Source organism: Phaeobacter italicus (assembly GCF_001258055.1).
Lineage (GTDB): Bacteria > Pseudomonadota > Alphaproteobacteria > Rhodobacterales > Rhodobacteraceae > Phaeobacter > Phaeobacter italicus.
Window position 1 is genome coordinate 21,168 of sequence record NZ_CVRM01000009.1, and the last position, 23,286, is coordinate 44,453.

Sequence of the window (23,286 nt, forward strand, 5' to 3'; positions counted from 1 at the left end):
TCGCCTTGAAGTTCCTCTTCCGGAAATGGCACAAGTGCGGCAGTTGGCGAAAGCCAGTCTATCATTCATGAGGTGACGGAATTGTCTTTGAGCCGGAGGTCTTTCCTTGGCGGGATGACCGTTGCGCTGGCTGGTACCCGCTTGCCAGCAGCGACACACGAGTTGATCCTCGCGCCCCAATCGATCAAGGCGCACCTTGCTGGGTACGACGTGTCGATGTTGGGCTTCAACGGTGGTCTGCCGGGCCCAGAAGTCAGAATGCGACAAGGACAAACCGCCCGCATTACCCTCGATAACCGATTGGAGGAGGGCGCTCTCGTTCACTGGCATGGGTTGCGGGTTCCAAATCGGATGGATGGTGTCAACGTCCTCACTCAGGATGTGGTCATTCCGGGCGACTCGTATCGTTATCAATTCGGCGTCCCGGATGCCGGCACGTATTGGTATCACTCGCATTACCTGTCTTACGATCAGGTCAGCCGCGGTCTTTTCGGCGCCTTCATCGTCGAGGAGCAAAATGCGCCGGCTGTCGACCATGACATCGTTGTTCAGTTCTTCGATGTCTTGCTGGATCAGTCCGGGCAGTACGACGAAGCGTTCAACCCGGCCCATTTCGCAACCGAGGGCCGTATCGGCAATACGGTCACGGCACTTGTTTTCAATGGAACCGGCAAGACTGTGAAACGAGGCGACCGTCTGCGACTGCGTCTCATAAATCCCTCTATCGACAGGGTGTACCGTGTCGGCCTGGATGGTTTGATAGGCAAGATCGTTGCACTGGATGGCATGCCTCTGGCGCATCCTCGGACGCTCGAACCGATCCTTCTCGCTCCGGGGCAAAGATGCGATGTGATTGGTGATGCGACCGGGCCTATTAGATTCGACGACAGCTTTGGAGAACAGACGTTGAGCCTTGGCGAAATCGCTGTTTCCGGTTCCCGTGAGCCCGCGAAAGCGCCCATCACCGCATTGCCCGCCAACCGAATGCCCGCCCCGAAAGACCCCGGCCAAACCGCGGAGCTGGTGCTCCAGGGAGGTGCGGGAAGCGCGTCCCACAACGGCACAGGGACATGGGCGCTCAATGACGTATCCGGCCTGCCTCGAAGGCCTTTCCTATCCGCCGCGCAGGGGACGACCGCGCGCATTTCGATCCGCAACGAAACCGGGTTCCCACACGTCATGCACCTGCATGGCCACCATTTCTGGGAACTCGATGCGGCGGGTGAAGCCGGTCCATACCGGGACTCGACCTATCTGGATACCGGCGAGACGCGGGATATTCTCGTCGTCCTGGACAATCCGGGATCGTGGATGCTGCATTGCCACATGTTGAGCCACCAGGCCGACGGTATGGCAACGTGGATCAGAGTCGGCTGAGGGTCGCGACGGATACATACCGTTACAAATCTCTGAATGATAACAGCCCTTCTGCCGTTTACGTAACCTGACAAGCGAGAAACAGGTCCATCGATTGCCAACGGGAGCGTTCATTGACCCTGACACCAAAATCTCTCGGCATGACTGCGGCGGCAGGATCAGCCGCCTTGCTGTTAGGGGCCTTCGTTTTCCAGGCTCTTGGCTACGCGCCTTGCGCAATGTGCATCTGGCAACGCTACCCACACGCAATCGCCATTGGAATGGGCGCTCTGTTGCTCTTTGCTCTGCCGATTTTGCCAATCCTGATAATCGGTGCCCTGTCGGAACTCAGCACATCCGCGTTGGGAGTGTTTCATACCGGTGTCGAGCGCGGCTGGTGGGAGGGACCGACTTCTTGCACGGGATCCGGCCTCGATGTTTCCCAAATGTCGGTATCGGAATTGCTGCCCTCTGCCAGTTCAAATGCGTCCAATCTTGTTCTGTGCAGTGAGGTTGTCTGGGAATTTCTGACGTTGTCCATGGCGAGTTGGAACGCGATCCTAAGCGGTGTCCTTGCTTGCCTCTGGTTGGTCGCGATCGCAAGACATCAAAAGGTTCGGTGGCATGGGGTCGCGGACGTTTCTTGAATCGTCCCGCATTCATCGAAAACAAACAAAGGGCTTCGCTTCATGGTTACAAGACGACACTTCCTTGCACTTTCCGGCTCGCTGTTTTCAGCTTCTCTGAGTTCGCCAGCATTCGCTAAGACCTGGCCGTCAACAGCCGAAAAAGCAGCTTGGGATGCGCAGATCACGCCCGCCAACTATGACCCGGCAACAACCAACCCATGGGGGCTGCATCCCAGGCTGCTGCCGCAACGCGTTTTGGCGAATGACGGTTTGCGCCCGGGTGACATTCACGTCGATGCGATCGCGCGCTATCTGTACCATATCGAGGAAGGTGGCACCGCGATGCGATACGGGGTGGCGATTGCCAAGGGCGATCTCTATGAACCCGGCACCTATACGATCCGCCGAAAGGTCGAATGGCCGCACTGGACGCCAACGCAGTCAATGATCGAACGCGATCCGGAGGCTTACGAGCGGTTTGCCGACGGTATGGAGCCCGGCCCCAACAATGCCTTGGGCAGCAGGGCTTTGTATCTATTCGTCGGAGATCGGGATACGTACCTTCGAATTCACGGAACGCCGAGCCCTCGCAGCATTGGCGGCCGGGCCAGTTCGGGATGCGTGCGCATGGTGATGGCCCACATCAATGATCTCTATCCGAATGTCGCTGTCGGATCGACGGCGTTCCTTTACTCGGCCGAAGACAGCGTTACCGCTCGAAGCTAACCTATTGCATCTTTGGCTCACACGCCGAGGACTGCGTCGTGCAGGGACATCTTCCAATGAATTGTTGGACGAACACTCACGGCTGTGTCGCAAGTGAACTTTCGAACTGTGCGATCGCTACGGATTTGTCGTCCTCATCGTTCTCGAACAGCTTTGTGGTTCGCACGCCCGGCAACTTGCCAAAATCCGCCATCAGGCGCTTTGGAAAAAATGTGCGTCCGATGGATTCAAATCCTGGTAATTGTCTGAGTACCGCGGAGGTACTGGCACTACAAAAACCGGAAGCGGCTGGGCCGCTGGCAATTGCAAGGCGCAAAGCCTGCTCCGCGACTTCGGGAGACACATCGATCTCTTGTATGACGACATGGTAGGTCTCGCGAGCATGAGCCCGCGCATAAAAATCGGCCACTTGTGGAGTAATGCCATAAAGCACATCTCCCCGTTCCGGTACAGCGCTCAGCCGGACCGTTCCTGCCGGATCGAAGATAACACGCTGCGACCCATTAATCATGACGCTGCTATGCGCACCCGCCCCGGACCTGTTGTTGATCATGGTGTACAACGTCAGCGCGGCCGGTCCATCGTGACGGTAGGATGCGCTACTGATGACTTCGGCTGAAGCATCCGGGCGCATGTCGTTTCCTGCGCCGCACCCCGCCAAAATTACCAAGGTTAGAACTGAGAAAATGCGGTTCAAAAAGAGCACCCTGCAGCCTCCTGCCATGGGTTGAATAATTGAATTTTCGGGATATTCAGGTCCTCTACCACTCTCGACACCAACTCTTCCGGATTTCACGTCCACCGAAACACGGGTTCGGTGTCGGTTGGTACGCGACTCCTCGACAGGTTTTTCTCTGGATATCGCAAGTCTCAGATTAAGAGGAGCGTTCGCCCCGAATTGATTTGTCGCAATTTGTAACAGACCCCGCCTTTGTGACCTCGCGATACAAAACACCGGCTCGCGTGGCATTCCGCATCTGCAGGTGCATCCCATATGGTGGCTATCGTAACACTGACACGAGGTGATCGACATGAAACGCAATACTCTACTCGCTGCAATGACTCTGGCTGCAACCGCCTTTGGTGGCGTCGCCTTGGCGGATGCCAACCATGGGCACAGTGGTCAACCTGGTGCCCAAAGTGGGGCAGGCATGATGCAGAACGGTGGTCCGGGCATGATGGGGAACATGGGCGGAATGATGGACATGATGCAGCGCATGCACGGAAACATGATGGGCGCAGGCATGGGCAGTGGTATGATGGGCGCAGGCATGGCTGGCGGCATGATGCAAATGTTCGACACCGATGGAGACGGCACAACGACGCCGGAAGAAATGCGCACGCAGCTGCAGGCCAAGCTTTCCGAGTTTGACAGCGACGGGGATGGAAACCTCTCGATTACCGAGTTTGAAGCTCTCCACAGCGCGATGATCCGCGAAATGATGGTGGATCGTTTTCAACACCTCGATGCCGATGGCGACGGCGCGGTGACGCCGGAAGAGATGGCCGCTCCGGCCGATAGGATGGAGCGGATGCAGATGATGCGGTCGAACATGGCAGATGCGCCTGCGCGGCCGGGCAACGGTCAGGGCATGGGCAACGGCTCCATGATGCAGGACAACTGAGCCAACGGGTGCCGGTTTTTTCCGGCACCCGTCCTCAAAACGCCAAAACCGTTCTCGGCCGGGACATTGAACCGAACCGCGACCTGAACCGTTTAGCCTCGTTATGCCAAAAAATAGAGACACGGAAAGGAAAATTCCCATGGCCTATACCTATGATCGCGTCCTGAAAGACACCAATATCGATGACGCAGAGATGCGTGTTCGGGATGCTTTGGCAGACAAGGGCTTCGGCGTTCTGACTGAGATTGACGTCAAAGCGACGATGAAAAAGAAACTTGATGCGGACATGCCGCCTTACCGCATTCTCGGGGCCTGTAATCCGGGCATGGCGCACAAAGCCATCGAGATCGAGCCTCGCATCGGTGCGATGCTTCCCTGCAATGTCATCCTGCGGCAAGTGGACGGCGACACCGAGGTCAGCGCGGTCGATCCTGTCGCTTCGATGCAGGCGGTGCAGAACCAAGACCTGGACGCGGTCGCCGGCGAAGTCCGCGATCTACTCCGGGACGCCCTCGACGCCGCGTGATGGCGGGATGGGCGTTGGATGCCCTGTCGCAGATCGAGCGCCTTTAGCGGTGCTCGATCAATGCCATCTAATCCCCACGTAAATTCCTGATGAGGAACTCACCCAGTGCTGCCAGCGGGATTGCCATTTCCGGATATTGGAACCGACCTCATCTCCTTCGACATCGGGGGGGTCACATTCGCACTCCGCTGGTACGCGCTAGCCTATATCTTCGGTATCCTGATTGGCTGGCGCATTTGTTTGAGTGCGATAAGCCGTCCCGCGCTCTGGACATCAGTTGGACCGCCGCTTGACCGGACGCAGATCGAAGATCTTCTGACGTGGATCATCATCGGCGTGATTGCTGGTGGTCGCCTAGGCTTTGTACTGTTCTACCAGCCCGCATATTATCTCGCAAATCCCTTGGAAATTCTGATGGTCTGGCAAGGCGGCATGTCCTTCCACGGGGGGTTCGCGGGCGTTGTCATCGCTGCCTTGCTGTTCTGCCTTCGACAGAACGCGTCTTTGCTCAGCACTGGCGACTTGCTGGCTTTGGCGGCACCGCCAGGCTTGTTTCTTGGGAGGCTGGCGAACTTCACCAACAATGAGTTGTGGGGGCGGCCGACGGACGTTCCCTGGGCGGTGATCTTTCCCGGCGAAGTCGCGCAGGCCTGCCCAGGGATTAGTGGCCTCTGCGCCCGACACCCGTCCCAGCTGTACGAGGCGCTATTGGAGGGGCTCATTCTTGGAATGCTGCTCATTTATCTCGCTTGGGGCCGGGGCTGGCTGAAAATGCCCGGTGCCTTGGCTGGCGTGTTTCTGACCGGCTATGGTCTTGCCCGAAGTTTCGTCGAGATGTTCCGGCAACCGGACCAACAATTTGTAACGGCGGACAACCCGATCGGCCATGCGCTTCATTTTGGTGAGTGGGGTTTGACCATGGGCCAGTTGCTCTCCATGCCAATGGCGCTGGTCGGGCTGGCGTTGATCGTGTTCGCCCGGCGGGAACGGGGCCGGACAGCGCCACCCCGCAGAGCCGCAATGTAATCGCCGTACTGATCTCTCTTGACCCTCCCGCGGATGGAAGCCCTAGGCAAGAGAAGCATTCTCGGAAAGGACCGCAAAATGAGCACTCCCGACAGTTCTGAAACCACAGCAGCTTCTTCGGTATTCGTTTGCCCCATGCACCCTGAGGTGCGGCAGGACGAGCCCGGCAATTGTCCGAAATGCGGGATGCACCTCGTGCCGGAATCGGAGCTCGAGGTCCATTCAGCACATGATCATCACGAACACCACGCGGGTGCCACGCCGGCCGATGGCCGATATGATCTGGTTCCTACAGGACATGATGGTCCCATTTTCACCTGCCCGATGCACCCTCAGGTGCGGCAGCCTGATCCGGGCGCGTGTCCGATCTGTGGTATGGGATTGGAACTGGAATCCGGTGTGCCGGGCGATGAAGGTCCAAATCCCGAACTGGTGGATTTCACACGGCGGTTCTGGGTCGGCACAGTCCTGACGATCCCGCTCCTTGTCCTCACGATGGGGCCATTCGTCGGTTTCCCCGCAGTCCGGACTTTTTTTGGCGAAAGCACCACACAATGGATCGAATTGATCCTGGCAACGCCAGTGGTCTTGTGGTGCGGCTGGCCGTTTCTGGAACGCGGATGGATTTCGTTCCGCACATTGAACCTCAACATGTTCTCCCTGATCGGCATGGGCGTTCTTGCCGCCTGGCTCTTCAGCGTCGTTGCCGTTCTCGCACCGGACATATTCCCTGATGGGTTCCGAGACTCCGAAGGCCATGTCGGCGTCTATTTCGAGGCGGCGGCGGTGATCGTGACGCTGGTGCTGCTCGGCCAGGTGATGGAACTACGCGCCCGCGAGGGGACCGGCAAGGCGATCCGCGCGCTTCTCGACATGGCGGCAAAGACCGCGCGGGTCATCCGGGACGACGGATCCGAGGAGGAAATCCCGCTGGAGGACGTGCAAGTCGGGGACCGGCTGCGCGTGCGGCCCGGTGACAAGGTGCCGGTCGATGGCGTGGTTCTGGACGGCCGGTCCTCGGTCGACGAAAGCATGATCTCCGGTGAACCCGTGCCGGTCGAGAAGACCGAGGGCGACCCGCTGACCGGCGCGACGATCAATGGCACCGGCAGTCTGGTGATGGAGGCGACGCGTGTCGGGTCCGACACGATGCTGGCTCAAATTGTCGAGATGGTGTCGAACGCGCAGCGCTCGCGCGCCCCGATCCAGAAATACGCCGACAAGGTGGCGGGATATTTCGTTCCGGCCGTCATCGGTATCGCGGTCCTGTCCTTCATCGCCTGGGCGATCTGGGGGCCCGCGCCTGCGCTTTCCTACGCATTGATTTCGGCGGTGGCGGTTCTGATCATCGCCTGTCCTTGTGCGCTTGGCCTGGCGACACCGATGTCGATCATGACAGCGACAGGACGGGGCGCTCAGGCAGGGGTGCTGATCAAGAACGCCGAGGCGCTGGAGCGGTTCGAGAAAGTCGATACCCTGATCGTCGACAAGACCGGCACGTTGACCGAAGGCAAGCCGCGGCTTGTCGACGTACTCCCGCAACCCGGCCACGACGAAGCCGAGGTCTTGCGTCTCGCCGCATCGCTTGAGCGCGGATCGGAGCACCCCTTGGCCGAAGCGATCGTCAGGGGTGCGGAGGAGCGAGATGTCAAAATGGACGAGGCACGGGACTTCGAGGCGGTCACTGGCAAGGGCGTCAAGGGGGTCGTTGACGGCAAAGCGGTCGCGCTCGGCAATTTGGCGATGATCCGCGAATTGGGGCTCGAGGCGGGCGCGTTGACCGCCAAGGCCAATGCCCGCCGCGACGAAGGCGAGACGGTCATGTTCGTTGTGCTGGATGGCGAGATCGCCGGTCTAGTTGCTGTCGCCGACCCAGTGAAGGAGACCACGCCAGAAGCCATCGAGGATCTGCATGAACTGGGGTTCCGCGTCATCATGGCGACCGGCGACAACGAACGCACGGCCAAGGCCATCGGCACGCGGCTCGGAATCGATGAGATCCGGGCCGACGTGCTGCCGGAGGACAAGGCGCGGATCATCCTTGAGTTGCAAGAGGCGGGCCACAAGGTCGCCATGGCCGGGGATGGCGTCAACGACGCCCCCGCGCTCGCGCAGGCCGATGTCGGCATCGCCATGGGCACCGGCGCCGATGTGGCCATCGAAAGCGCGGGCGTCACGCTGGTCAAGGGCAACCTTGATGGTATCGTGCGTGCGCGGCGGCTCGCCCGGGCCACGATGCGCAACATCCGCCAGAACCTGTTCTTCGCGCTGATCTACAACGCCTCCGGCGTGCCGGTCGCGGCGGGAGTTCTGTTTCCCTTCTTTGGCATCCTCATCAGTCCGATGTTTGCTGCCTTCGCCATGAGCGCGTCGTCAATCTCGGTGGTGCTCAATTCGCTGCGCCTTCGCGGCGTTCGTATCTAGAAGCGCGCAACAGCGTTCGGATGAACCAAAATTAAAAGGGGGCCATTTATGCAGAGCGAAAAAGAAACGTACCGCGAAAATTCCATCAGTCTGGGCGGAGCCGTTGCGATGGGGACAGGCGTGATGATCGGCGCTGGAATCTTTGCGTTGACGGGGCAAATCGCGCAGCTCGCCGGCCCGCTTTTCCCGCTTGCATTCATCGCCGGCGCGGTCGTCACAAGCTTCAGCGCCTACAGCTACATCAGGATGTCGAACAAATGGCCGTCCTCGGGTGGCATCGCCATGATCCTGCAGAAATGCTATGGCCCCGGAGCCATCGCGGGCGGGGCCGCACTGCTGATGGCGCTCAGCATGGTGATCGCGGAAAGCCTCGTCGCGCGAACCTTCGCCACCTATGTCCTGCGCCCTTTCGATATCGAAGGTGGCCCATTGGTCCCCGCTCTGGCTGTGGCCGTGATCGTTTTCGCCTTTTTGGTGAACATGGCCGGAAACCGCTCGGTCGGGCTGTTCTCGTTGATCATGGCCGCGATCAAGATCGGAGGCATAGCTCTGTTTGGCATCGCGGCCCTGTGGTCCAGTGGTTTTGCGTTCGCCGCGGCGTCCGAGACCTCACAATCCTACGGGCTCACGGGGTTCATCGCCTCTACGGCGCTGGCCATCCTTGCGTTCAAGGGATTCACCACGATCACCAACAGCGGAGCCGAGATCACTGAACCAAATCGCAATGTTGGCCGAGCGATCATGTTCTCTATCGGAATCTGCGTCGTCGTCTACCTGTTGGTCGCCTACGGGGTCGGTTCGAGTCTCACGATCGAGGAGATCATCTCAGCGCGTGACTATTCGCTGGCACAAGCGGCGCAGCCCGCCCTTGGACAAACCGGCTTCATACTCACGGTGATCCTGGCCGCTGTCGCAACGGCGTCCGGCGTTCTGGCCAGCGTCTTCGCGGTGTCGCGTATGCTGGCGATGCTGACCGACATGGAAATGATCCCGCACAGCCACTTCGGTATGCCAGGTCCCATCCAACGCCACACCCTGGTCTATACTGTCGTCATCGCCGCGACGTTGGCCGTGCTCTTTGATTTAGGCCGGATCGCATCCCTCGGTGCTTTCTTTTACCTCGTCATGGACATGATCATACATTGGGGCGTGTTCCGCTATCGTCGAGCAGACGTCGGCGCCTTCGGTATCGTGCTTTTGACTGCCCTGGCGCTCGATGCGATAGTACTGGCAGCTTTCACCGTGATGAAGCTTCAAAGCGACCCGATGATCGTTCTCTACGCCGCTGTCGGGATGATCGCTGTGTTCGCCTTCGAGCGCGTTTACTTGTCGCAATGGGTGGCACCGCAAGTCGCCCCCGCCCCCGCCCACGCCCACGGTGATTAGCCTGCCATCACCTGGCCTGAAGAGATGCGATGCCTTGTGCGCCGATCGTGATCAGCCCGACCGACAAGGCAAACGCAGCCAGGGCAAGCAGCATCACGCCCGTGTTCATGGGCAAGCGACGTACAACCGGTCCAAGAAATTCCGACCGCCCGAAAGCCGAGACGTAGAGCGGCAACGCGCTTATCATAGTCGCATAGAGGTAAACGCCGGAGATGTTCTCGAAAAATGCCGAACGCGCAAGAGTCGGGGATACAACCGCCAAAGCGGTTGAACGATTGCCGCCGAATGACCCGAACCAGTCGGCAGATAGAACGTATATCAGCACGTGGAGACCTGGAAAGAGAAGGGCTCTGAGCAAGACATCGACCAGCACGAAAAACGCCGTGTCTCTTGAGCCCGCCTTTGGTTGCTTTGTCATAGCGAAAAGGAAAAAACTGACATAGTTGACGGCAAAAACCACGGGCAAACCGTTGGTCGCAACCTGCCTTAGTAAGCGCATGAGTGCCGGTCCGCCGGCAGCAAGAGCCGGAGCAAAGCCCGGAGCCAGTAAGACGTAGAACAACAGGACCGGCAGTAATGCAGCGAAGCTGAACAGCAGGACATTTCTAACAAACTGAGCCGCGGGCATACTGATAGAGAAAAATCTATCCATTGAAATAGCCTGCCATGTGGGCACCACTAGGTCGATGATACGGGGCGTTGTTGCACAAGTCTGACGCCTCAGGATTCCCTTCGCGAACCCATGCTGTTAGCCGCATTCCATGAGCAACCCATCTCCCGCCCGCTATCGTACGACCAACTGGTCCAGCTACAACGCATCGCTGCGCAAGCGGGGGTCCCTGCTGATCTGGGTCGACGAAGACATCACTTGGCGCGCGCCCTCACCGCCGCCCTCCTAGCCGGCACGATATCATTTCTGTCCCCCTGCGTGCTACCTCTTGTGCCAGGTTATGTCTCCTACGTAACCGGGCGCACAGCCGCTGAGGGCGGGGTGGTCGGCGCTTCGCCGTCGCGCGCGGTCTGGCTGAGCCTGTGTTTTGTCCTCGGCTTCTCCACCATCTTCATGGGACTTGGCGCATCCGCGACTGCAATGGGTCAGGCCCTGCTTCGGTGGCGGTATGAACTCAACCTCGTTGGGGGCGGCATCATCATTTTCTTCGGGCTCTTCATGATAGGAGCCGCGCGTGTTTCGGTCATGGAACGCGACTTCCGATTCAATCTCAACATCCCCGGGGGCCAACCCGCTGCGTCCTATGTCCTCGGTCTTGCCTTCGGTTTCGGCTGGACTCCGTGCATCGGCCCGATCCTCGGCGCGATCCTGACAGCCAGTGCGGCGAGTGCCACGATGGGCGAAGGTATCATGCTGCTTGCCGTCTATTCCGCCGGCCTTGGAATACCGTTTCTGATCGTGGCCGGATTCACCGACCAGATCGCGGGACGGTTGCGGGCCATCGGCCGGGTTGGCCGCCGCCTCCACCAGCTTGCGGGCATAGTGATGATCTTGATGGGGCTGGCGATGATGACAGGGCAGTTGAGCGCGCTGTCATACTGGATGCTCGACGTATTTCCGGTTCTGGGACGGATCGGATAGCTCCATTAGTAGCAGCGTCTATTGATAACAGAAAATTTTCTTGAACCTCTAGTAGCTTTAGGAGTTAAGCCACCGACAAAGAACGGCACCATGGAGCAAGTTGCCAATAACGCCTCACTCCTTCCCGGGCGAACAACACTGCGTTCGGGGTAAGGTTCGGTTTGCCGTCCAATGCGTGAACGGAGCAATCTATATGCTGACAAGACGACATTTCATCCAGACGACCACCGCGCTGTTTTCGGCATCGATATCCAGCCCGCTCCTTGCAGACACGTGGCCTACCGATGCGCAGAAGGCAGCTTGGGACGCACAGGTTACACCTCCCGGCTACGACCCGGCCACGTCCAACCCTTGGGGCCTTCACCCTCGCTTCCTGCCACAGCGGGTCCTCGCGAAGGACGGACTTGTACCCGGTGATATCCATGTCGATGCTGTTGCGCGCTATCTCTACCACATCGAAGAAGGCGGCACGGCGATGCGCTATGGCGTGGCGATCGCGCGCGGTAAACTTTACGAACCGGGCACCTATACGATCAAGCGCAAGGTCAGGTGGCCGCATTGGCAGCCGACACAAAACATGATCGACCGCGACCCAGAGCTTTACGCCGATATCGCTGACGGTATGGAACCCGGACCTGAAAACGCGCTCGGATCGCGAGCCCTCTATCTCTTCGTCGGCGACCGAGACACCTATCTAAGGATTCACGGGACACCGTATCCAAGAAGCATTGGCGGCCGTGCGAGTTCCGGCTGCGTCCGAATGGTCATGGCACACATCAATGATCTCTATCCCAACGTCGAGATTGGCTCGACGGCATTCCTGTACTCGGCGGAAGACAGCGTCACCCCGAGAAGTTGACTGGCGCATCATGTGTTACGCGTGGGCTTGACGCATCTATGGGCTGATCAGGACTGGCGCGAAGTGCAGATGGGGTTGCCACCTGCCGAGCGTAGCGGAACCAAGGTGTTTTCCACCGGACCGCTGTGTTCATACCAATAACAGCCATCCTCGGGACGAAGCCGCGCCGTGGTGAGATCCTGACCAGGCGCAGCAAGGGCAATGACGGCCTCGGGAACACTTCCCACTTCGTTGCGAGCGCCGCCGTCGTCCAGCGTTGGCACCGCGCAGCCAGCAAGCACCAATGTCGCTGCGATAATCGGCGCGTTTCGTTTCTGCATGTCTACCTCACTCATTCTGATCGCTTCGTACCGGCAAGCGTTGCTCCAACCGCGTCGTTTCAAGGGGGCGGCTAGCTTCAAGCCTCCGCAGGGCGCCTTTCTTGCTGGACGAATATCCACTTGTTGCCCTTGAAGCTCTAGTTACTGTAGGGGCTATGTCAATGTGGAATCAATGAATCCTGAGGTCAATCCATGTCTTCCGACGGCAACCGCAACGATCACGGCCATCCGGGTGATCAAGAGCATTCTGACCCAAGAGGCAACTCCTGTTGCGACGCCAGCAAGGACGTCGCGTCCACGGCGCCAGCGCCGTCTGGCGGAAGGAGCTTTCAGGTCTCCGGGCTCGATTGCGCCGAAGAGGTGGCGATCCTGAACCGGGTTGTCGGGCCGAAAGTGGGCGGAACCGAACACCTGGCATTCGACGTGATCAACGGGCGAATGACCATCCTCGATAGCGCCGAGAGGATACCAGACGACGAAGTCACGCAGTTGGTCGCAACGACCGGCATGAGCGCCAAGCCATGGGATGCCGACAACGCAGCAGAGGACCAGGCGGCGCATCTGGCACGTCAGAAGCGCTTTACCTCGTTGAGCGGCGGCTTCTGGGCGGCGGGATTCCTTTTTCACATTGTCGAGACCGGCATGGGCGGCGCGCTCGGGCTCTTTGCGGGCCATGGCGAGGTGCCTATGCCTATGGTGGAAGCAGGGATCTTCGCCGTCGCGATTCTTTTTGGCGTCTGGCTTGTCGCGCCCAAGGCCTGGTCTTCGGCGCGGAGGCTTAGCCCCGACATGAACCTGCTCATGGTGGTGGCCGTCGCGGGCGCCATCGGCCTCGGCGAGTTTTTTGAGGCCGCGACGGTCGCCTTCTTCTTCTCGCTTTCGCTTTATCTTGAGAGCTGGAGCGTGGGGCGGGCGCGTAATGCGGTTTCCGCGCTCCTCGATCTGGCGCCGCCAACGGCGCGGGTTCTTTACGACGACGGATCTGAATCCGACGTTCCGGCCGCGGCCGTGGCAGTCAATGCAAGGTTTATCGTGCGCGGCGGCGACCGGATCCCCCTCGACGGTGAGGTCGTGGACGGGGCAGGGGCCGTCGATCAGGCCCCAATTACTGGGGAAAGCGCGCTAGTGCCCAAGGAACCAGGCGACGAGGTCTATGCCGGCACGATCAACGGCGAGGGCACACTGACGGTGCGGGCGACGAAGGCCGCCTCGGACACGGTGCTCGCGAAAATCATTCGCATGGTGGGCGATGCCCATGCCCGCCGCGCGCCGGTCGAACAGTGGGTGGCCAAGTTCGCGCGCATCTACACACCCATCGTGATGGCTTTGGCGATCGCCATCGCGCTGGTGCCGCCACTGCTGCTCGGCGGCGCCTGGGACTACTGGTTCTACAATGCTCTGGTCCTTCTGGTCATCGCATGTCCTTGCGCGCTGGTCATTTCTACGCCGGTCTCCATCGTGGCAGCGCTGACCGCGTCGGCACGGGCGGGGGTGCTCATCAAGGGCGGCGCCTATGTCGAGGCGCCGGGGCGGACCACGGCACTGGCGATGGACAAGACCGGGACGATCACCATGGGCGAGCCTGAGGTGGCGGCGGTTCACCCACTGGTCGGCGTTTCCGCACGCGATCTCATGGCGCTGGCAGCAAGCCTGGAGGCGCGGTCTTCACACCCGCTGGCACGCGCCATCCTCTCGCGCGCCGAAGCCGATGGTGTTTCCGTGTCTGCCGCAGAGGACACCCGTACCGTGCCCGGGCGCGGTCTGGAAGGACGCGCCGACGGGCGCGCTATCTGGCTCGGCTCGGATCGCTTCGCCGAAGAGAAGGGGTTCGGCAATGCCATTCCGGCGGATCTGCGGGATCGGATCGAAGGGGCAGGGAGCACCCTCGTTGCCGTGGGTGACGAGACCGGCGTGACCGGCGTACTGGAGCTTCGCGACCGCATCCGCCCAGATGCAAAGGGGATCGTTGCGCGTCTGCATGCGCAGGGTGTGAAGACCATCGTGATGTTGACGGGCGACAACGAACGCACCGCGCGCGCGGTGGCAGCCGAAGTCGGCATCGACGAGGTGCGCGCCGAACTTTTGCCAGAAGACAAGGTGACGGCCATTGAGGAACTCGTCGAAAGCCACGACATGGTGGCGATGATCGGCGACGGTGTGAATGACGCACCGGCCATGGCGCGGGCGCATTATGCCATCGCCATGGGCGCTGTCGGATCGGATGCCGCGATCGAGACGGCCGACATCGCGCTGATGACCGACGACATCGGCAAGGTACCCTGGCTTATCGGCCATTCGCGCCGTGCCATGACGATCATCCACCAGAATATCGGCATATCGCTGGCGACCAAGGCGCTGTTCGTCGGGCTGACCGCGTTCGGTATGGCCTCAATGTGGGGCGCCATTGCTGCGGATGTAGGCGTGTCTCTGCTGGTGGTCGCCAACGCACTTCGGCTCCTGAACGGCCATCAGGTTGAGGCCGGGCCTTCAGGCGGAGAACCGGTGGGCGAGCAGATGGCGAAAGGAGCACTGGCGCACGGTCATTGATCCGGCGGTTTCGGTAGCTCGATATCGCTTTTGCGGTCCAGCCACGCCAGCGCCCCGACAGAGAATTCCGAACCCCGGTAGGGTTCCGTCCAGGCGGTCTCGATGTCGTCCCAGGGCAGAGGCTCGAGATTTCCAAGAAAGAGCGTCAGACGGTAGGCCGCTGCCTCGGGAAGCCAAGGCGCCTCCTTGGCCGGCGTCGCGGCGACAGGTCCGGACAGGAGGAGCGCACTTGCGAGTGTGGCGAGCAGCACTCTCATAATATTTCGCATCACCACGGCCTCCAAAGTAAAAAGTTAGACATGGCTAACTTATCTACCCGAAGCAAACAAGTTGTCAATCCCGCTGTTTCGCTGCAAAGTCCCGAGTATGACAAAGCTACAATCACAAGGGCGTGAGCCATTCGAAGCGGTCGACCGGGCTCCCGAGGCGCAGGCCGATGGCTTTGCGACCGTGCGTCAGGCACATGAAAGCGAGATGGCGGAGGATTACGTCGAACTGATCGCGGAACTGATCGAGACGCGCGGGGAGGCCAGACCGGTCGAGATCGCCGAGCGGCTTGGCGTGAAGCCGCCGACCGTGACCAAGAACATCTCGCGGCTCAAGGCTGCTGGTCTGGTCCGGCGGGAGCCATACCGCGCGATATTCCTCACCGATGCCGGGCAGGACCTCGCGGAGATCTGTCGACGCCGCCACAGGGTCGTCGTCGCCTTTCTTCTGAGCCTGGGAATCGACGAAGAGACCGCGGAACGCGATGCGGAAGGGATCGAGCATCACGTCAGCGGGACGACATTGGAGGCGTTCGAGCGACGGCTCAATCAGAAATGAGCTCGCCTAGATGCACATTCGCGCGATTCTCTATCGGGACCTCGAGCTATCAGGTCTTCAAGCCGCTGACACGTTTGCGCAATTTCGAAGCTCGCTAGCCGAGAACCCGCGACAGCACGATGGTTGCAAACAGGGCGACAAGTCCGAAGGCGATCGCAGACGCTACCGCATATTGGAGGATATCCAGGTGATTCCCCCTCCTCCGTCGTGCCAGATAGCCACCCCAGATCGCGCCTCCGATAGCGCTCACGATCACAAGCATCAGGATACCTCCGTTCCAAAATGCCGCGCATCGGGATCTCGTCCGAGCAAACTGGCCAGCCAGCCGAAGACCCAGCACCCAAAAACAAGAACCAACAAGGTCCAGTCGCCGAACCGCGCATAGGGCGTTGGAGTACGCGCGCCCGGCAGGCCGGCATCAATGGTGCCTGTTTCCCCGGTATCAAGACGCGCGACGACATTTCCATTGGCGTCGATGATCGCGGATATCCCAGTGTTGGCCGCCCGGACCACGGGAAGTCCCTCCTCGACCGCGCGCATCCGCGCGGAGGCGAGGTGCTGCTCGGGTCCGATGCTGGTTCCGAACCAGGCATCATTTGTGGCGTTGAATATCCAGTCGGGGCGGAAAAGGTCATCGACCACGTGGCCCGGAAAGATGATCTCGTAACAGATCGCCACCGCGACCAGAGGCGCGCCAGGGATCGCCAGCGTGCGCGGCCCTGGTCCCGGCGTGAAATCGCCCAACCCTTCGGTCAGCCGCTCGATGGGCAGCCAGCCTTTCAGGGGCACATATTCCCCGAACGGAACAAGATGATGTTTTGCATACCCCGTCAGAACCTCGCCGCTGCCGTCATAGGCCTGAACCGTGTTGAAATATCTGGTTCCCCCATCGCCCTCCACTCGGTCAGGCGCACCTGTCAGTAGGATCCTGCCGTCTGGCAAAGCTGCAGATATCCGCGCGCGTGCCGCAGCATCTTCGTCCAGAAAGCCGGGGAAGGCCGTTTCCGGCCAAAGCAGCAAATCGAAACGTCCGGGTTGCGCGGACAAGCCCAGGTATTTTTCCAAGGTTCGCTGGCGGCTGCCCGGTACCCACTTCTCGACTTGTGGCACATTGCCTTGGACGATGCGCAAAGCAACGTCTGTCGGCGGCACGTCCTGCCCTGACCGAAGCGCACCGCCAACCCAGAAACCCGCCACAGCAACGGCGAAGAGCACGAGAACAGGCGCGCGTCTCTTTGGCGCCGCCACAGTCAACACACCTGGCAATATGCCGATGAAGACCGTGAGAAAGCCCAAACCGTAGCTTCCGACCCAGGCGGCGGGTTGGCGCAGGGCGGCATAGTCGACAAGGGCATAAGCGGCAAGGTTCCAGGGAAACCCTGTCAGGACATGACCCCGCAGCCATTCCGTGGCCACCCAGCAGGTTGCAAACAGCAGGCCCGCCGCAATGCCGCCGACAGCTCGGCGCTGCATGATGGCGGCAAAAAGCATCGCCGCCATGCCCGGGAAGATGGCAAGTCCGGCGGACAGACCCGCGACCGCCGGAATCGCCAGTGCGCCGAAACGTTCGGCATCGACGTAAAAGCTCTCGGCGATCCAGGAAATTCCAATCCCGAATTGGCCCAGTCCGAAAGCCCAACCGACAAGGAAAGCGCGCGAGGTTGAGATGTTCCGGAGAACGATAAAGAGCACGGAGAAGGCGACAGGGACCGCGATGAGCCAAGAAAACGGCGGAAGAGTCAAAACCGTCAATCCGCCGGCAGCAAGGGCAAGACCCATGCGCTGGAACAGGTTCAGGTCCTCACTAACGAACTGCGGCAATCCCGGCTTCATGAATCGGTCTGAAGTCGAGCGCCAACCCACGGCGCAATGAGCAGCAGCATCACGCCGCCAACCACAAAAACATCGGCCATGTTGAAGGCAGGCCAGTGCGCCGTCCCGATGTAGAAATCGAGGAAATCCGTCACCGCACGATAGCGCAGGCGGTCCAGAATATTGCCGAGTGCACCGCCGATGATCGCACCATAGGCAATGGCCTCGACCCGGCTGCTGGTACGGACCAGCATGAACGCCAGCCAGACGCAGATGCCAAGCGCCAGTAAGACAAGGCTCCACCACGGCGCGCCGCCGAGAAGCCCGAAGGTCACTCCGTCATTGCGCAGGTAGATGAGATTGAAGCCGGGAAAGACCGATACGCCGGAACTAAGAACAGTCGCATTGGACACAACGATTGCCTTCGTTGCCTGATCGACAAGAAAGGCGATCAGCGCAGCAAGCAGACCGACGAAGAGGCAAGTTCTCATCAGCTTATCCCAGCCAGACGTCGAGGAACAACATGATCACAAGACCAACGGCGAGGCCGAGCGTCGCCCTGTTCTGATGGCCGGATCGGTGGGTTTCCGGAATGATCTCGTGGCTGATGACGTAGAGCATCGCACCTGCTGCGAAGGCGAGACCCCAGGGCAGCAGCGGTTGCGAAAGACTGATAATCCCTGCGCCGAGAAGTCCACCGACGGGCTCGACGAGACCGGTCAGAGCGGCGATGCCCCAGGCGCGAAGCCTGGAATAGCCCTCGCCGAGCAACGAAACCGCCACCCCCAGACCTTCGGGGGCATTCTGTAATCCAATACCGATCGCAAGTGGCAACCCGCCCGACAAACCGTCAGCCCCGAACCCGACGCCGACGGCAAGCCCTTCGGGAAAATTGTGGATAGTGATCGCGATGATGAAAAGCCAGACGCGCCGCAGCGATGCGGCGTCGGGACCTTCCCGCCCCGTCTTGAAATGTTCATGCGGTAGCCGTTCGTTCATCAGAGCGATCGCGCCCATGCCAAGCAGGATCGCAACACATACGATGGCCGCCGGGAGAGCACCGTTGTCGAACTGTCCTTCAGCTGCGTCGAGAGCCGGGATGATCAGCGAGAAGAACGAAGCCGCGAGCATGACACCCGCCGCGAAGCCAAGCAGCAGATCGCGCGTGGCCCGGGACGGGATGCGCCCAAAAAGAACGGGGACCGCCCCGACCGCGGTCAGCGATCCGGCGGCCAGGCTTCCAAGAAAGCCAAGCGCTATGGGGGAGAGGGGTTCCAATTGTTAAGGTTCTGCCGCGAGTTCAGTCAGGAGCCGAGTAGCTGGTGTAGACCTCGGTCGATCCGTCTTCGTGGATCAGGAAGACATCGTAAGCCTCCCGGTCGTCCTCCGGTCCCATGCCGGGCGACCCGTAGGGCATTCCCGGCACCGCCAGGCCTACCGCGTCTGGCCGGTCCTCCAGCAGGCGTTGGATGTCAGCCGCCGGCACGTGGCCCTCGATCACATAGCCGTCGACCAAAGCCGTATGGCAGGAGACCATGCGCTGCGGCACGCCATTGTCGAGTTTGAAGCGCACAAGAGATCCTCCGAACATGTCCTCGCCCATCGGCGCGAAGCCATTCTCCTCGAGGTGCTTCATCCAGGACAGGCAACAGCCGCAGCCGTTTGTCTTCCGGACGTCGATCTGAATCGCCTCTGCGACGGCCTGCGCCGCAGGAAGCAAGGCAAATGCGATGGCAAGGGCGGGAGTAAATCGTTTCATGGATCAAAGCCTTTCGGTTGTCGTCTGTGCAAATTCGCTGGCGAGCCTCTCAGCAAGAAGTGAACGCGCCTCACGCAGTCGCTCAAGCGCGGCCGTGTCGTCCGCTTCACGCTCGGCCGCCTCTGCCAATCGGTCGTCAGAGAGAGGGTCGGTTGGGCGACCGTCCACCAGCACTTCGTAATGTAGGTTGGGGCCTGTCGCGGTACCCGTCGCACCGACCCGCCCGATCATATCTCCGGCCATCACGCGTTGCCCTTGTGTGAGCCCGTCCGGTACGGCGCTCAGATGCGCATAGCGCGTCAGGGTGTCGGAGCCATGAGCGATCTCGACGACCCGGCCATACCCACCGCGTCGGCCGATGAAGCTAACGCGGCCCGGCGCCGTCGCCTGTACCGGCGTGCCGCGCGCCGCCGCGAAGTCGACTCCTGTGTGCATCCGTACATTGCCGTAGACCGGATGGGTGCGGCGCCCGAACACAGAACTCAGCCGTGCACCTTCGACCGGTTGCGCAAACACGCGCAGGACTTCTCCGTCGACATAGATCGTCGCTTGGCCGCTGCCGTCGTTCGGCCAGACGATTTCATAGACCGAGCCATCGATATCCAGTGCGGCAAAGGCAAGCTCGGGCTGACCAATCCTCTTGTTCCCGTCTCGGGCCTCGCGCCAAAGGAGGCGCATCGTCTCGCCACCCGCAAGATCACGACGGAAATCCACGGTGCCGCCCAGCATCTGCGCCAGGTCCACCGCAAAACGGGCGGGGATGTCTGCCGTGTTCAGGGCGGCGAAAATCGAGCTCTCGATCACCGCCTCGCCGGCGAAAGTCACCAATTCGGGATCCGGGTCCAACACGCGGGCGGCAAGCTGTTCGCCGAAGACCGCCTCTATCCGGACACCGTCTTCGACGGCGAGCTCTACACGACGCGGGTTGTCGTCCGTTGTGGAAACCACCGTAATGATGTGACCCGGACGCAGACGGCGCAGATCGTATTCCGTGCCAATCGCCAAGGCGATTTCGGCGCGATCCGAAGCATCCAGCCCCGCATCGGAAAGGACCGCATCAAGCATCTCGCCGGACGCAATCTCCCGCGACCAGGTGACCAGCGGGGGCTCGATAGATGGCAAGGAGGTATCAGCGGGGGAAACGGTCAGGAGCGGCCGGGGTCTGAACTCGAATGCGATATCCGCCTGGGCGAGTGTAGGGCGGACCGAATTGGTTTCGGTAATCCGAGGCGGCGCAAGCGGATTGGGAGTCCAGAGGGTCGCTTCAGCAATCGCAGGGGGCACCGGTTCTTTGGACAGAACGCCAGAGATGGCGATGGCGGTCACCGAAAATGCGCCTGCGACCGCAACGGCCGCCAAGACAGTTCTTATCTTCATGTTGCCCCCTCTACGTCTTCTGTCAGTGCGCGCTGGATCTTCGGCACCGCGAATTCTCTTTGCTCGTGATAGTCGATCATGGTGACGAGCTCACCCTCGGCATCGAACAGGAATACGCTTGCCGTATGGTTCATCGTATAGCCGCCGCCCTCAGTCGGGACGCGCTCAAATGAGGCACGAAACCCTTCTGCAGCGCGGGCAATTTGGTCTTCCGGCCCCGTCCAGCCACGAATGACCGGATGAAAATAGCCGACATATTCGGCCATGGCCTCGACCGTGTCCCGCTCCGGGTCGACCGTGATGAAGACCACGTTCATCTCTGATGCTTCGTCGCCCAGTTCCTCAAGCCAGCCGGAAATATCCGATAGGGTCGTCGGGCAGACGTCCGGGCAGTAGGTGAACCCGAAAAACACCATTGTGGGACGACCGATCAGGTTGCCAGGCCCTACCTCATTTTCCTCGTGGTCGGTCAGCCGGAACTCCATCGCCGATAGGGGCAGGGGCCGCTGCCCTTTTGGTTCAGGCGCACCGGGCCCGTCCACCCGCCACCAGCCCACGAAGAGCGTCAGGCCAAGAACGCCGGCACCGGCTGCGCCGTATAGAAGGAGCTGCCGACGTTGCATCAGCCCTCCGGTCCACGCGCGGCGATTCCGAGGATTGGGACCTCGACCGTCACCTTGCCGCCATCCGAGAAGGTCAGTGTCAGCGGGAAATTCTCGCCTTCGGTCATCGGCTCTTGCAGCTTCATGAGCATGGCGTGCAACCCGCCCGGCTCCAATGCCACGCTTTGGCCGGGCTCAATCGTGATCTCGCCTGCAGGCGCCATGGAACTGACGCCATCGGAGTTGGTTTTCGACTCATGGATCTCGGGCATCATTGCCAGCGGTGTCGCAAGTCCGGTCAGCGTAACGGCGTCTTCACCCGTGTTGCGCACGGTCATATAGGCGGCACCTGGCCTGTTGACGCCGATCGAGGCGCGGGACCACGCATTCTCGACCACGACATCCTCCGAACCGGCCAGTGCGGGGGCCGACAGCCCTGCAACCGTCAAAAGCACGGCCAATGCATTGGTATATCTCAACTTCTTCACCACTCGTTTCTCCTGCCTCCGCAAATCAGCTTTGGCTTGCCGCAACTTCCACTGCCACCAGCCTCTGCAATTCGGCCTCACCGAACGGATCGAGAGGCTTGCCGTTCACGAAGAACGTGGGCGTTTGGCGGACCCCGACTGTCTCGACATCGGCGCGGTCCTGGTTGAGCACCGCCACAACACCGGGGGCCAGCATCTGTGTCCGGGCAGCTTCGACATCCAGACCTCCGCTTGCTGCAATCTCAAGGATCAATCCGGGTGCCGGGGTCCCGTGAGACGCCCATCTGGGCTGCTCTCGCAAGACTGCCTCGAGCACAGGTTCAAACACGTCCTGCATGCGCGCCGCCTCGAGCACACGGATCGCTTCTACCGACGCCTCGCCGTGAAAAGGCGTATAGCGGATTACAACGCGCACCGCGTCTCCGTGCTCCGCCATGATATCCTCGACGACCGGATAGAAAGCGCGGCATGCCTCGCAGGCCGGGTCGAAGAATTCAACGATGGTTACGGGCGCATCCTCGGGCCCGAGGATCGGGGAATAGGGTCGGATCAGCGCGTCGGCCATTTCAGGGTCGATGGGATCGGACGCGGCAATCGGGTCGGGGCGGGTGGCATACCAGGCGGCACCGCCGAAACCGGCGACCCCGAGCGCGAGAACGGACAGGATGAGGCCGCGTCGTTTCATTTTTGTGTTTCCTTCAGTGAGAGAGCCGACAGCAGACCGATCATCGCGAAGGCGACGAGCGCCATCAAAGGAATCGGAATGCCGAAGACCAGTTGATTGTCGTCGGTACAGGATGGGCCGGTCGCCGTGCAGGGCTGGATACGCTCGGGGATAACGCCGACATAGAGGCCCAAGTGCCAAAGCGCGACGGCGGCACCGCCCAAAGCCAGCGCGATCCCGTAGCGACCCACGCGCCGATCCTGCCACCACAGCCCAAGCCCGAGGATGATGGCCAAGGGGAACATGAAGGCACGCTGGAACCAGCAGAGCACGCAAGGTGTCTGCCCCAGAACCTCGCCGATGAAGAGCACGGCAAGCGACGCGGTGAGCGCGATGATCCAGGCCAGGCCAAGGGCCGTCTCTCCGGAAAGTCGGGTCATGACGATCAGATCCTCTGTCTCAGATCGGCGAGGATCTCTTCGGCGGGCGTGCCGTAGGGCCAGGAGTCCGCGAAGCCTGCTTGCGTGTCGAAAAGGAAAAGATGCGACGTGTGACCCATCGTGTATCCGCCCGGCGCAGTCGCCTGCTCGATCCGCTCAAAGAATATCGGAAAGGTTTCGGATGTCGCGGCGATCTGCTCCGGTGTACCGGTCAGCCCGATGATCCCTGCGTCGAACAGGGGCACATACGGTGTTGTCACATTAACGGTCCTGAGGTTGCTGGTTCATTGATCTGGGCGTAGGC

26 protein-coding genes and 1 pseudogene are annotated in these 23,286 nt (G+C 60.7%); 13 read left to right on the forward strand and 14 right to left on the reverse strand.

The genetic code is table 11. From position 1 onward, the window contains the following. The first annotated feature begins 114 nt into the window (after positions 1-114). From NIT7645_RS02985 to NIT7645_RS02995, 3 genes are all read left to right on the forward strand, one after another. Positions 115-1,377, forward strand: a complete 1,263-nt coding sequence (locus tag NIT7645_RS02985; protein WP_007803424.1) for a multicopper oxidase family protein — start codon at positions 115-117, stop codon at positions 1,375-1,377. A 113-nt stretch (positions 1,378-1,490) separates the two neighbouring features. Further along, complete coding sequence (locus NIT7645_RS02990; RefSeq protein ID WP_442416241.1) at positions 1,491-2,003, forward strand: disulfide bond formation protein B; 513 nt, start codon at positions 1,491-1,493, stop codon at positions 2,001-2,003. Positions 2,004-2,045: 42 nt separating this feature from the next. Further along, on the forward strand, positions 2,046-2,711 hold the full coding sequence (locus NIT7645_RS02995) for a L,D-transpeptidase (protein WP_012187180.1): 666 nt from the start codon (positions 2,046-2,048) through the stop codon (positions 2,709-2,711). 76 nt (positions 2,712-2,787) lie between these two features. On the opposite strand, the gene NIT7645_RS03000 is transcribed toward NIT7645_RS02995, so the two are convergent. Continuing rightward, positions 2,788-3,345 (reverse strand): hypothetical protein, encoded by a 558-nt coding sequence (locus NIT7645_RS03000; RefSeq protein WP_012187179.1) that lies wholly within the window; start codon positions 3,343-3,345, stop codon positions 2,788-2,790. Between the two features lie 397 nt (positions 3,346-3,742). Between NIT7645_RS03000 and NIT7645_RS03005 the strand changes: the two genes are divergently transcribed. The 5 genes from NIT7645_RS03005 (at position 3,743) to NIT7645_RS03025 (ending at position 9,698) form a co-directional block, all read left to right on the forward strand. Then, complete coding sequence (locus tag NIT7645_RS03005) at positions 3,743-4,336, forward strand: EF-hand domain-containing protein (protein WP_223229252.1); 594 nt, start codon at positions 3,743-3,745, stop codon at positions 4,334-4,336. A 139-nt stretch (positions 4,337-4,475) separates the two neighbouring features. Next, positions 4,476-4,862, forward strand: coding sequence for a DUF302 domain-containing protein (locus tag NIT7645_RS03010; protein WP_050686143.1), 387 nt, complete (start codon positions 4,476-4,478; stop codon positions 4,860-4,862). Positions 4,863-4,967: 105 nt separating this feature from the next. Further along, on the forward strand, positions 4,968-5,888 hold the full coding sequence (gene lgt, locus NIT7645_RS03015) for a prolipoprotein diacylglyceryl transferase (RefSeq protein WP_050686145.1): 921 nt from the start codon (positions 4,968-4,970) through the stop codon (positions 5,886-5,888). Between the two features lie 78 nt (positions 5,889-5,966). After that, a complete protein-coding gene (locus NIT7645_RS03020; protein ID WP_012187177.1) occupies positions 5,967-8,312 on the forward strand; it encodes a copper-transporting P-type ATPase in 2,346 nt (781 codons plus the stop codon). A gap of 48 nt (positions 8,313-8,360) precedes the next feature. Beyond that, entirely contained in the window at positions 8,361-9,698 is a 1,338-nt protein-coding gene (locus tag NIT7645_RS03025) for an APC family permease (protein ID WP_007803442.1), read from the forward strand. Positions 9,699-9,705: 7 nt separating this feature from the next. Here the strand turns inward: NIT7645_RS03025 and NIT7645_RS03030 are convergent, their stop codons facing one another. After that, positions 9,706-10,350, reverse strand: coding sequence for a hypothetical protein (locus NIT7645_RS03030; protein ID WP_007803445.1), 645 nt, complete (start codon positions 10,348-10,350; stop codon positions 9,706-9,708). A 109-nt stretch (positions 10,351-10,459) separates the two neighbouring features. On the opposite strand from NIT7645_RS03030, the pseudogene NIT7645_RS19375 reads away from it, so the two are divergent. The 3 genes and pseudogenes from NIT7645_RS19375 to NIT7645_RS03040 form a co-directional block, all read left to right on the forward strand. Continuing rightward, positions 10,460-10,579: pseudogene (locus tag NIT7645_RS19375) on the forward strand (IS5/IS1182 family transposase); the annotation flags it as partial. Beyond that, positions 10,567-11,289, forward strand: coding sequence for a cytochrome c biogenesis CcdA family protein (locus NIT7645_RS03035; protein ID WP_007803446.1), 723 nt, complete (start codon positions 10,567-10,569; stop codon positions 11,287-11,289). The pseudogene NIT7645_RS19375 and the gene NIT7645_RS03035, both read left to right, overlap by 13 nt. A gap of 193 nt (positions 11,290-11,482) precedes the next feature. Beyond that, positions 11,483-12,148 (forward strand): L,D-transpeptidase, encoded by a 666-nt coding sequence (locus NIT7645_RS03040; protein WP_007803448.1) that lies wholly within the window; start codon positions 11,483-11,485, stop codon positions 12,146-12,148. Positions 12,149-12,195: 47 nt separating this feature from the next. Here the strand turns inward: NIT7645_RS03040 and NIT7645_RS03045 are convergent, their stop codons facing one another. Further along, entirely contained in the window at positions 12,196-12,468 is a 273-nt protein-coding gene (locus NIT7645_RS03045) for a hypothetical protein (RefSeq protein WP_012187176.1), read from the reverse strand. A 192-nt stretch (positions 12,469-12,660) separates the two neighbouring features. Here NIT7645_RS03045 and NIT7645_RS03050 point away from each other — a divergent pair, with 192 nt between their 5' ends. Beyond that, positions 12,661-15,015, forward strand: coding sequence for a heavy metal translocating P-type ATPase (locus NIT7645_RS03050; RefSeq protein WP_207287124.1), 2,355 nt, complete (start codon positions 12,661-12,663; stop codon positions 15,013-15,015). Here NIT7645_RS03050 and NIT7645_RS03055 read toward each other — a convergent pair. Further along, on the reverse strand, positions 15,009-15,284 hold the full coding sequence (locus NIT7645_RS03055; protein ID WP_012187175.1) for a hypothetical protein: 276 nt from the start codon (positions 15,282-15,284) through the stop codon (positions 15,009-15,011). The genes NIT7645_RS03050 and NIT7645_RS03055 overlap by 7 nt on opposite strands. A gap of 97 nt (positions 15,285-15,381) precedes the next feature. Here NIT7645_RS03055 and mntR point away from each other — a divergent pair, with 97 nt between their 5' ends. Beyond that, positions 15,382-15,840, forward strand: a complete 459-nt coding sequence (mntR, locus tag NIT7645_RS03060) for a manganese-binding transcriptional regulator MntR (protein WP_008327326.1) — start codon at positions 15,382-15,384, stop codon at positions 15,838-15,840. A 261-nt stretch (positions 15,841-16,101) separates the two neighbouring features. Here mntR and lnt read toward each other — a convergent pair whose 3' ends face one another. The 10 genes from lnt to NIT7645_RS03115 are packed head-to-tail and all read right to left on the reverse strand — an operon-like array spanning position 16,102 to position 23,242. After that, on the reverse strand, positions 16,102-17,673 hold the full coding sequence (gene lnt, locus NIT7645_RS03070; RefSeq protein ID WP_009807490.1) for an apolipoprotein N-acyltransferase: 1,572 nt from the start codon (positions 17,671-17,673) through the stop codon (positions 16,102-16,104). Next, positions 17,670-18,143, reverse strand: a complete 474-nt coding sequence (gene lspA, locus NIT7645_RS03075) for a signal peptidase II (RefSeq protein ID WP_007803461.1) — start codon at positions 18,141-18,143, stop codon at positions 17,670-17,672. Before lspA ends, lnt begins: the two co-directional genes overlap by 4 nt. Positions 18,144-18,147: 4 nt before the next feature. Then, a complete protein-coding gene (locus NIT7645_RS03080; RefSeq protein WP_050686155.1) occupies positions 18,148-18,930 on the reverse strand; it encodes a ZIP family metal transporter in 783 nt (260 codons plus the stop codon). Positions 18,931-18,952: 22 nt separating this feature from the next. After that, on the reverse strand, positions 18,953-19,411 hold the full coding sequence (locus tag NIT7645_RS03085) for a DUF411 domain-containing protein (protein WP_007803465.1): 459 nt from the start codon (positions 19,409-19,411) through the stop codon (positions 18,953-18,955). Positions 19,412-19,414: 3 nt separating this feature from the next. Then, on the reverse strand, positions 19,415-20,788 hold the full coding sequence (locus NIT7645_RS03090; RefSeq protein WP_050686157.1) for a M23 family metallopeptidase: 1,374 nt from the start codon (positions 20,786-20,788) through the stop codon (positions 19,415-19,417). After that, positions 20,785-21,411 carry an SCO family protein gene (locus NIT7645_RS03095; RefSeq protein WP_007803468.1) on the reverse strand — a complete coding sequence of 209 codons (627 nt, stop codon included), beginning with the start codon at positions 21,409-21,411 and terminating at the stop codon, positions 20,785-20,787. The genes NIT7645_RS03090 and NIT7645_RS03095 overlap by 4 nt, the downstream gene beginning before the upstream one ends. Continuing rightward, positions 21,411-21,881, reverse strand: coding sequence for a copper chaperone PCu(A)C (locus NIT7645_RS03100; RefSeq protein ID WP_008327335.1), 471 nt, complete (start codon positions 21,879-21,881; stop codon positions 21,411-21,413). Before NIT7645_RS03100 ends, NIT7645_RS03095 begins: the two co-directional genes overlap by 1 nt. A gap of 22 nt (positions 21,882-21,903) precedes the next feature. After that, positions 21,904-22,563, reverse strand: a complete 660-nt coding sequence (locus NIT7645_RS03105) for a DsbA family protein (RefSeq protein ID WP_007803472.1) — start codon at positions 22,561-22,563, stop codon at positions 21,904-21,906. After that, positions 22,560-22,982 carry a disulfide bond formation protein B gene (locus tag NIT7645_RS03110; protein WP_007803474.1) on the reverse strand — a complete coding sequence of 141 codons (423 nt, stop codon included), beginning with the start codon at positions 22,980-22,982 and terminating at the stop codon, positions 22,560-22,562. The genes NIT7645_RS03105 and NIT7645_RS03110 overlap by 4 nt, the downstream gene beginning before the upstream one ends. 5 nt (positions 22,983-22,987) lie before the next feature. After that, the gene (locus tag NIT7645_RS03115) at positions 22,988-23,242 is read right to left on the reverse strand and encodes an SCO family protein (RefSeq protein ID WP_278245803.1); all 255 of its coding nucleotides are present in this window, start codon (positions 23,240-23,242) and stop codon (positions 22,988-22,990) included. Between the last annotated feature and the right edge of the window lie 44 nt (positions 23,243-23,286).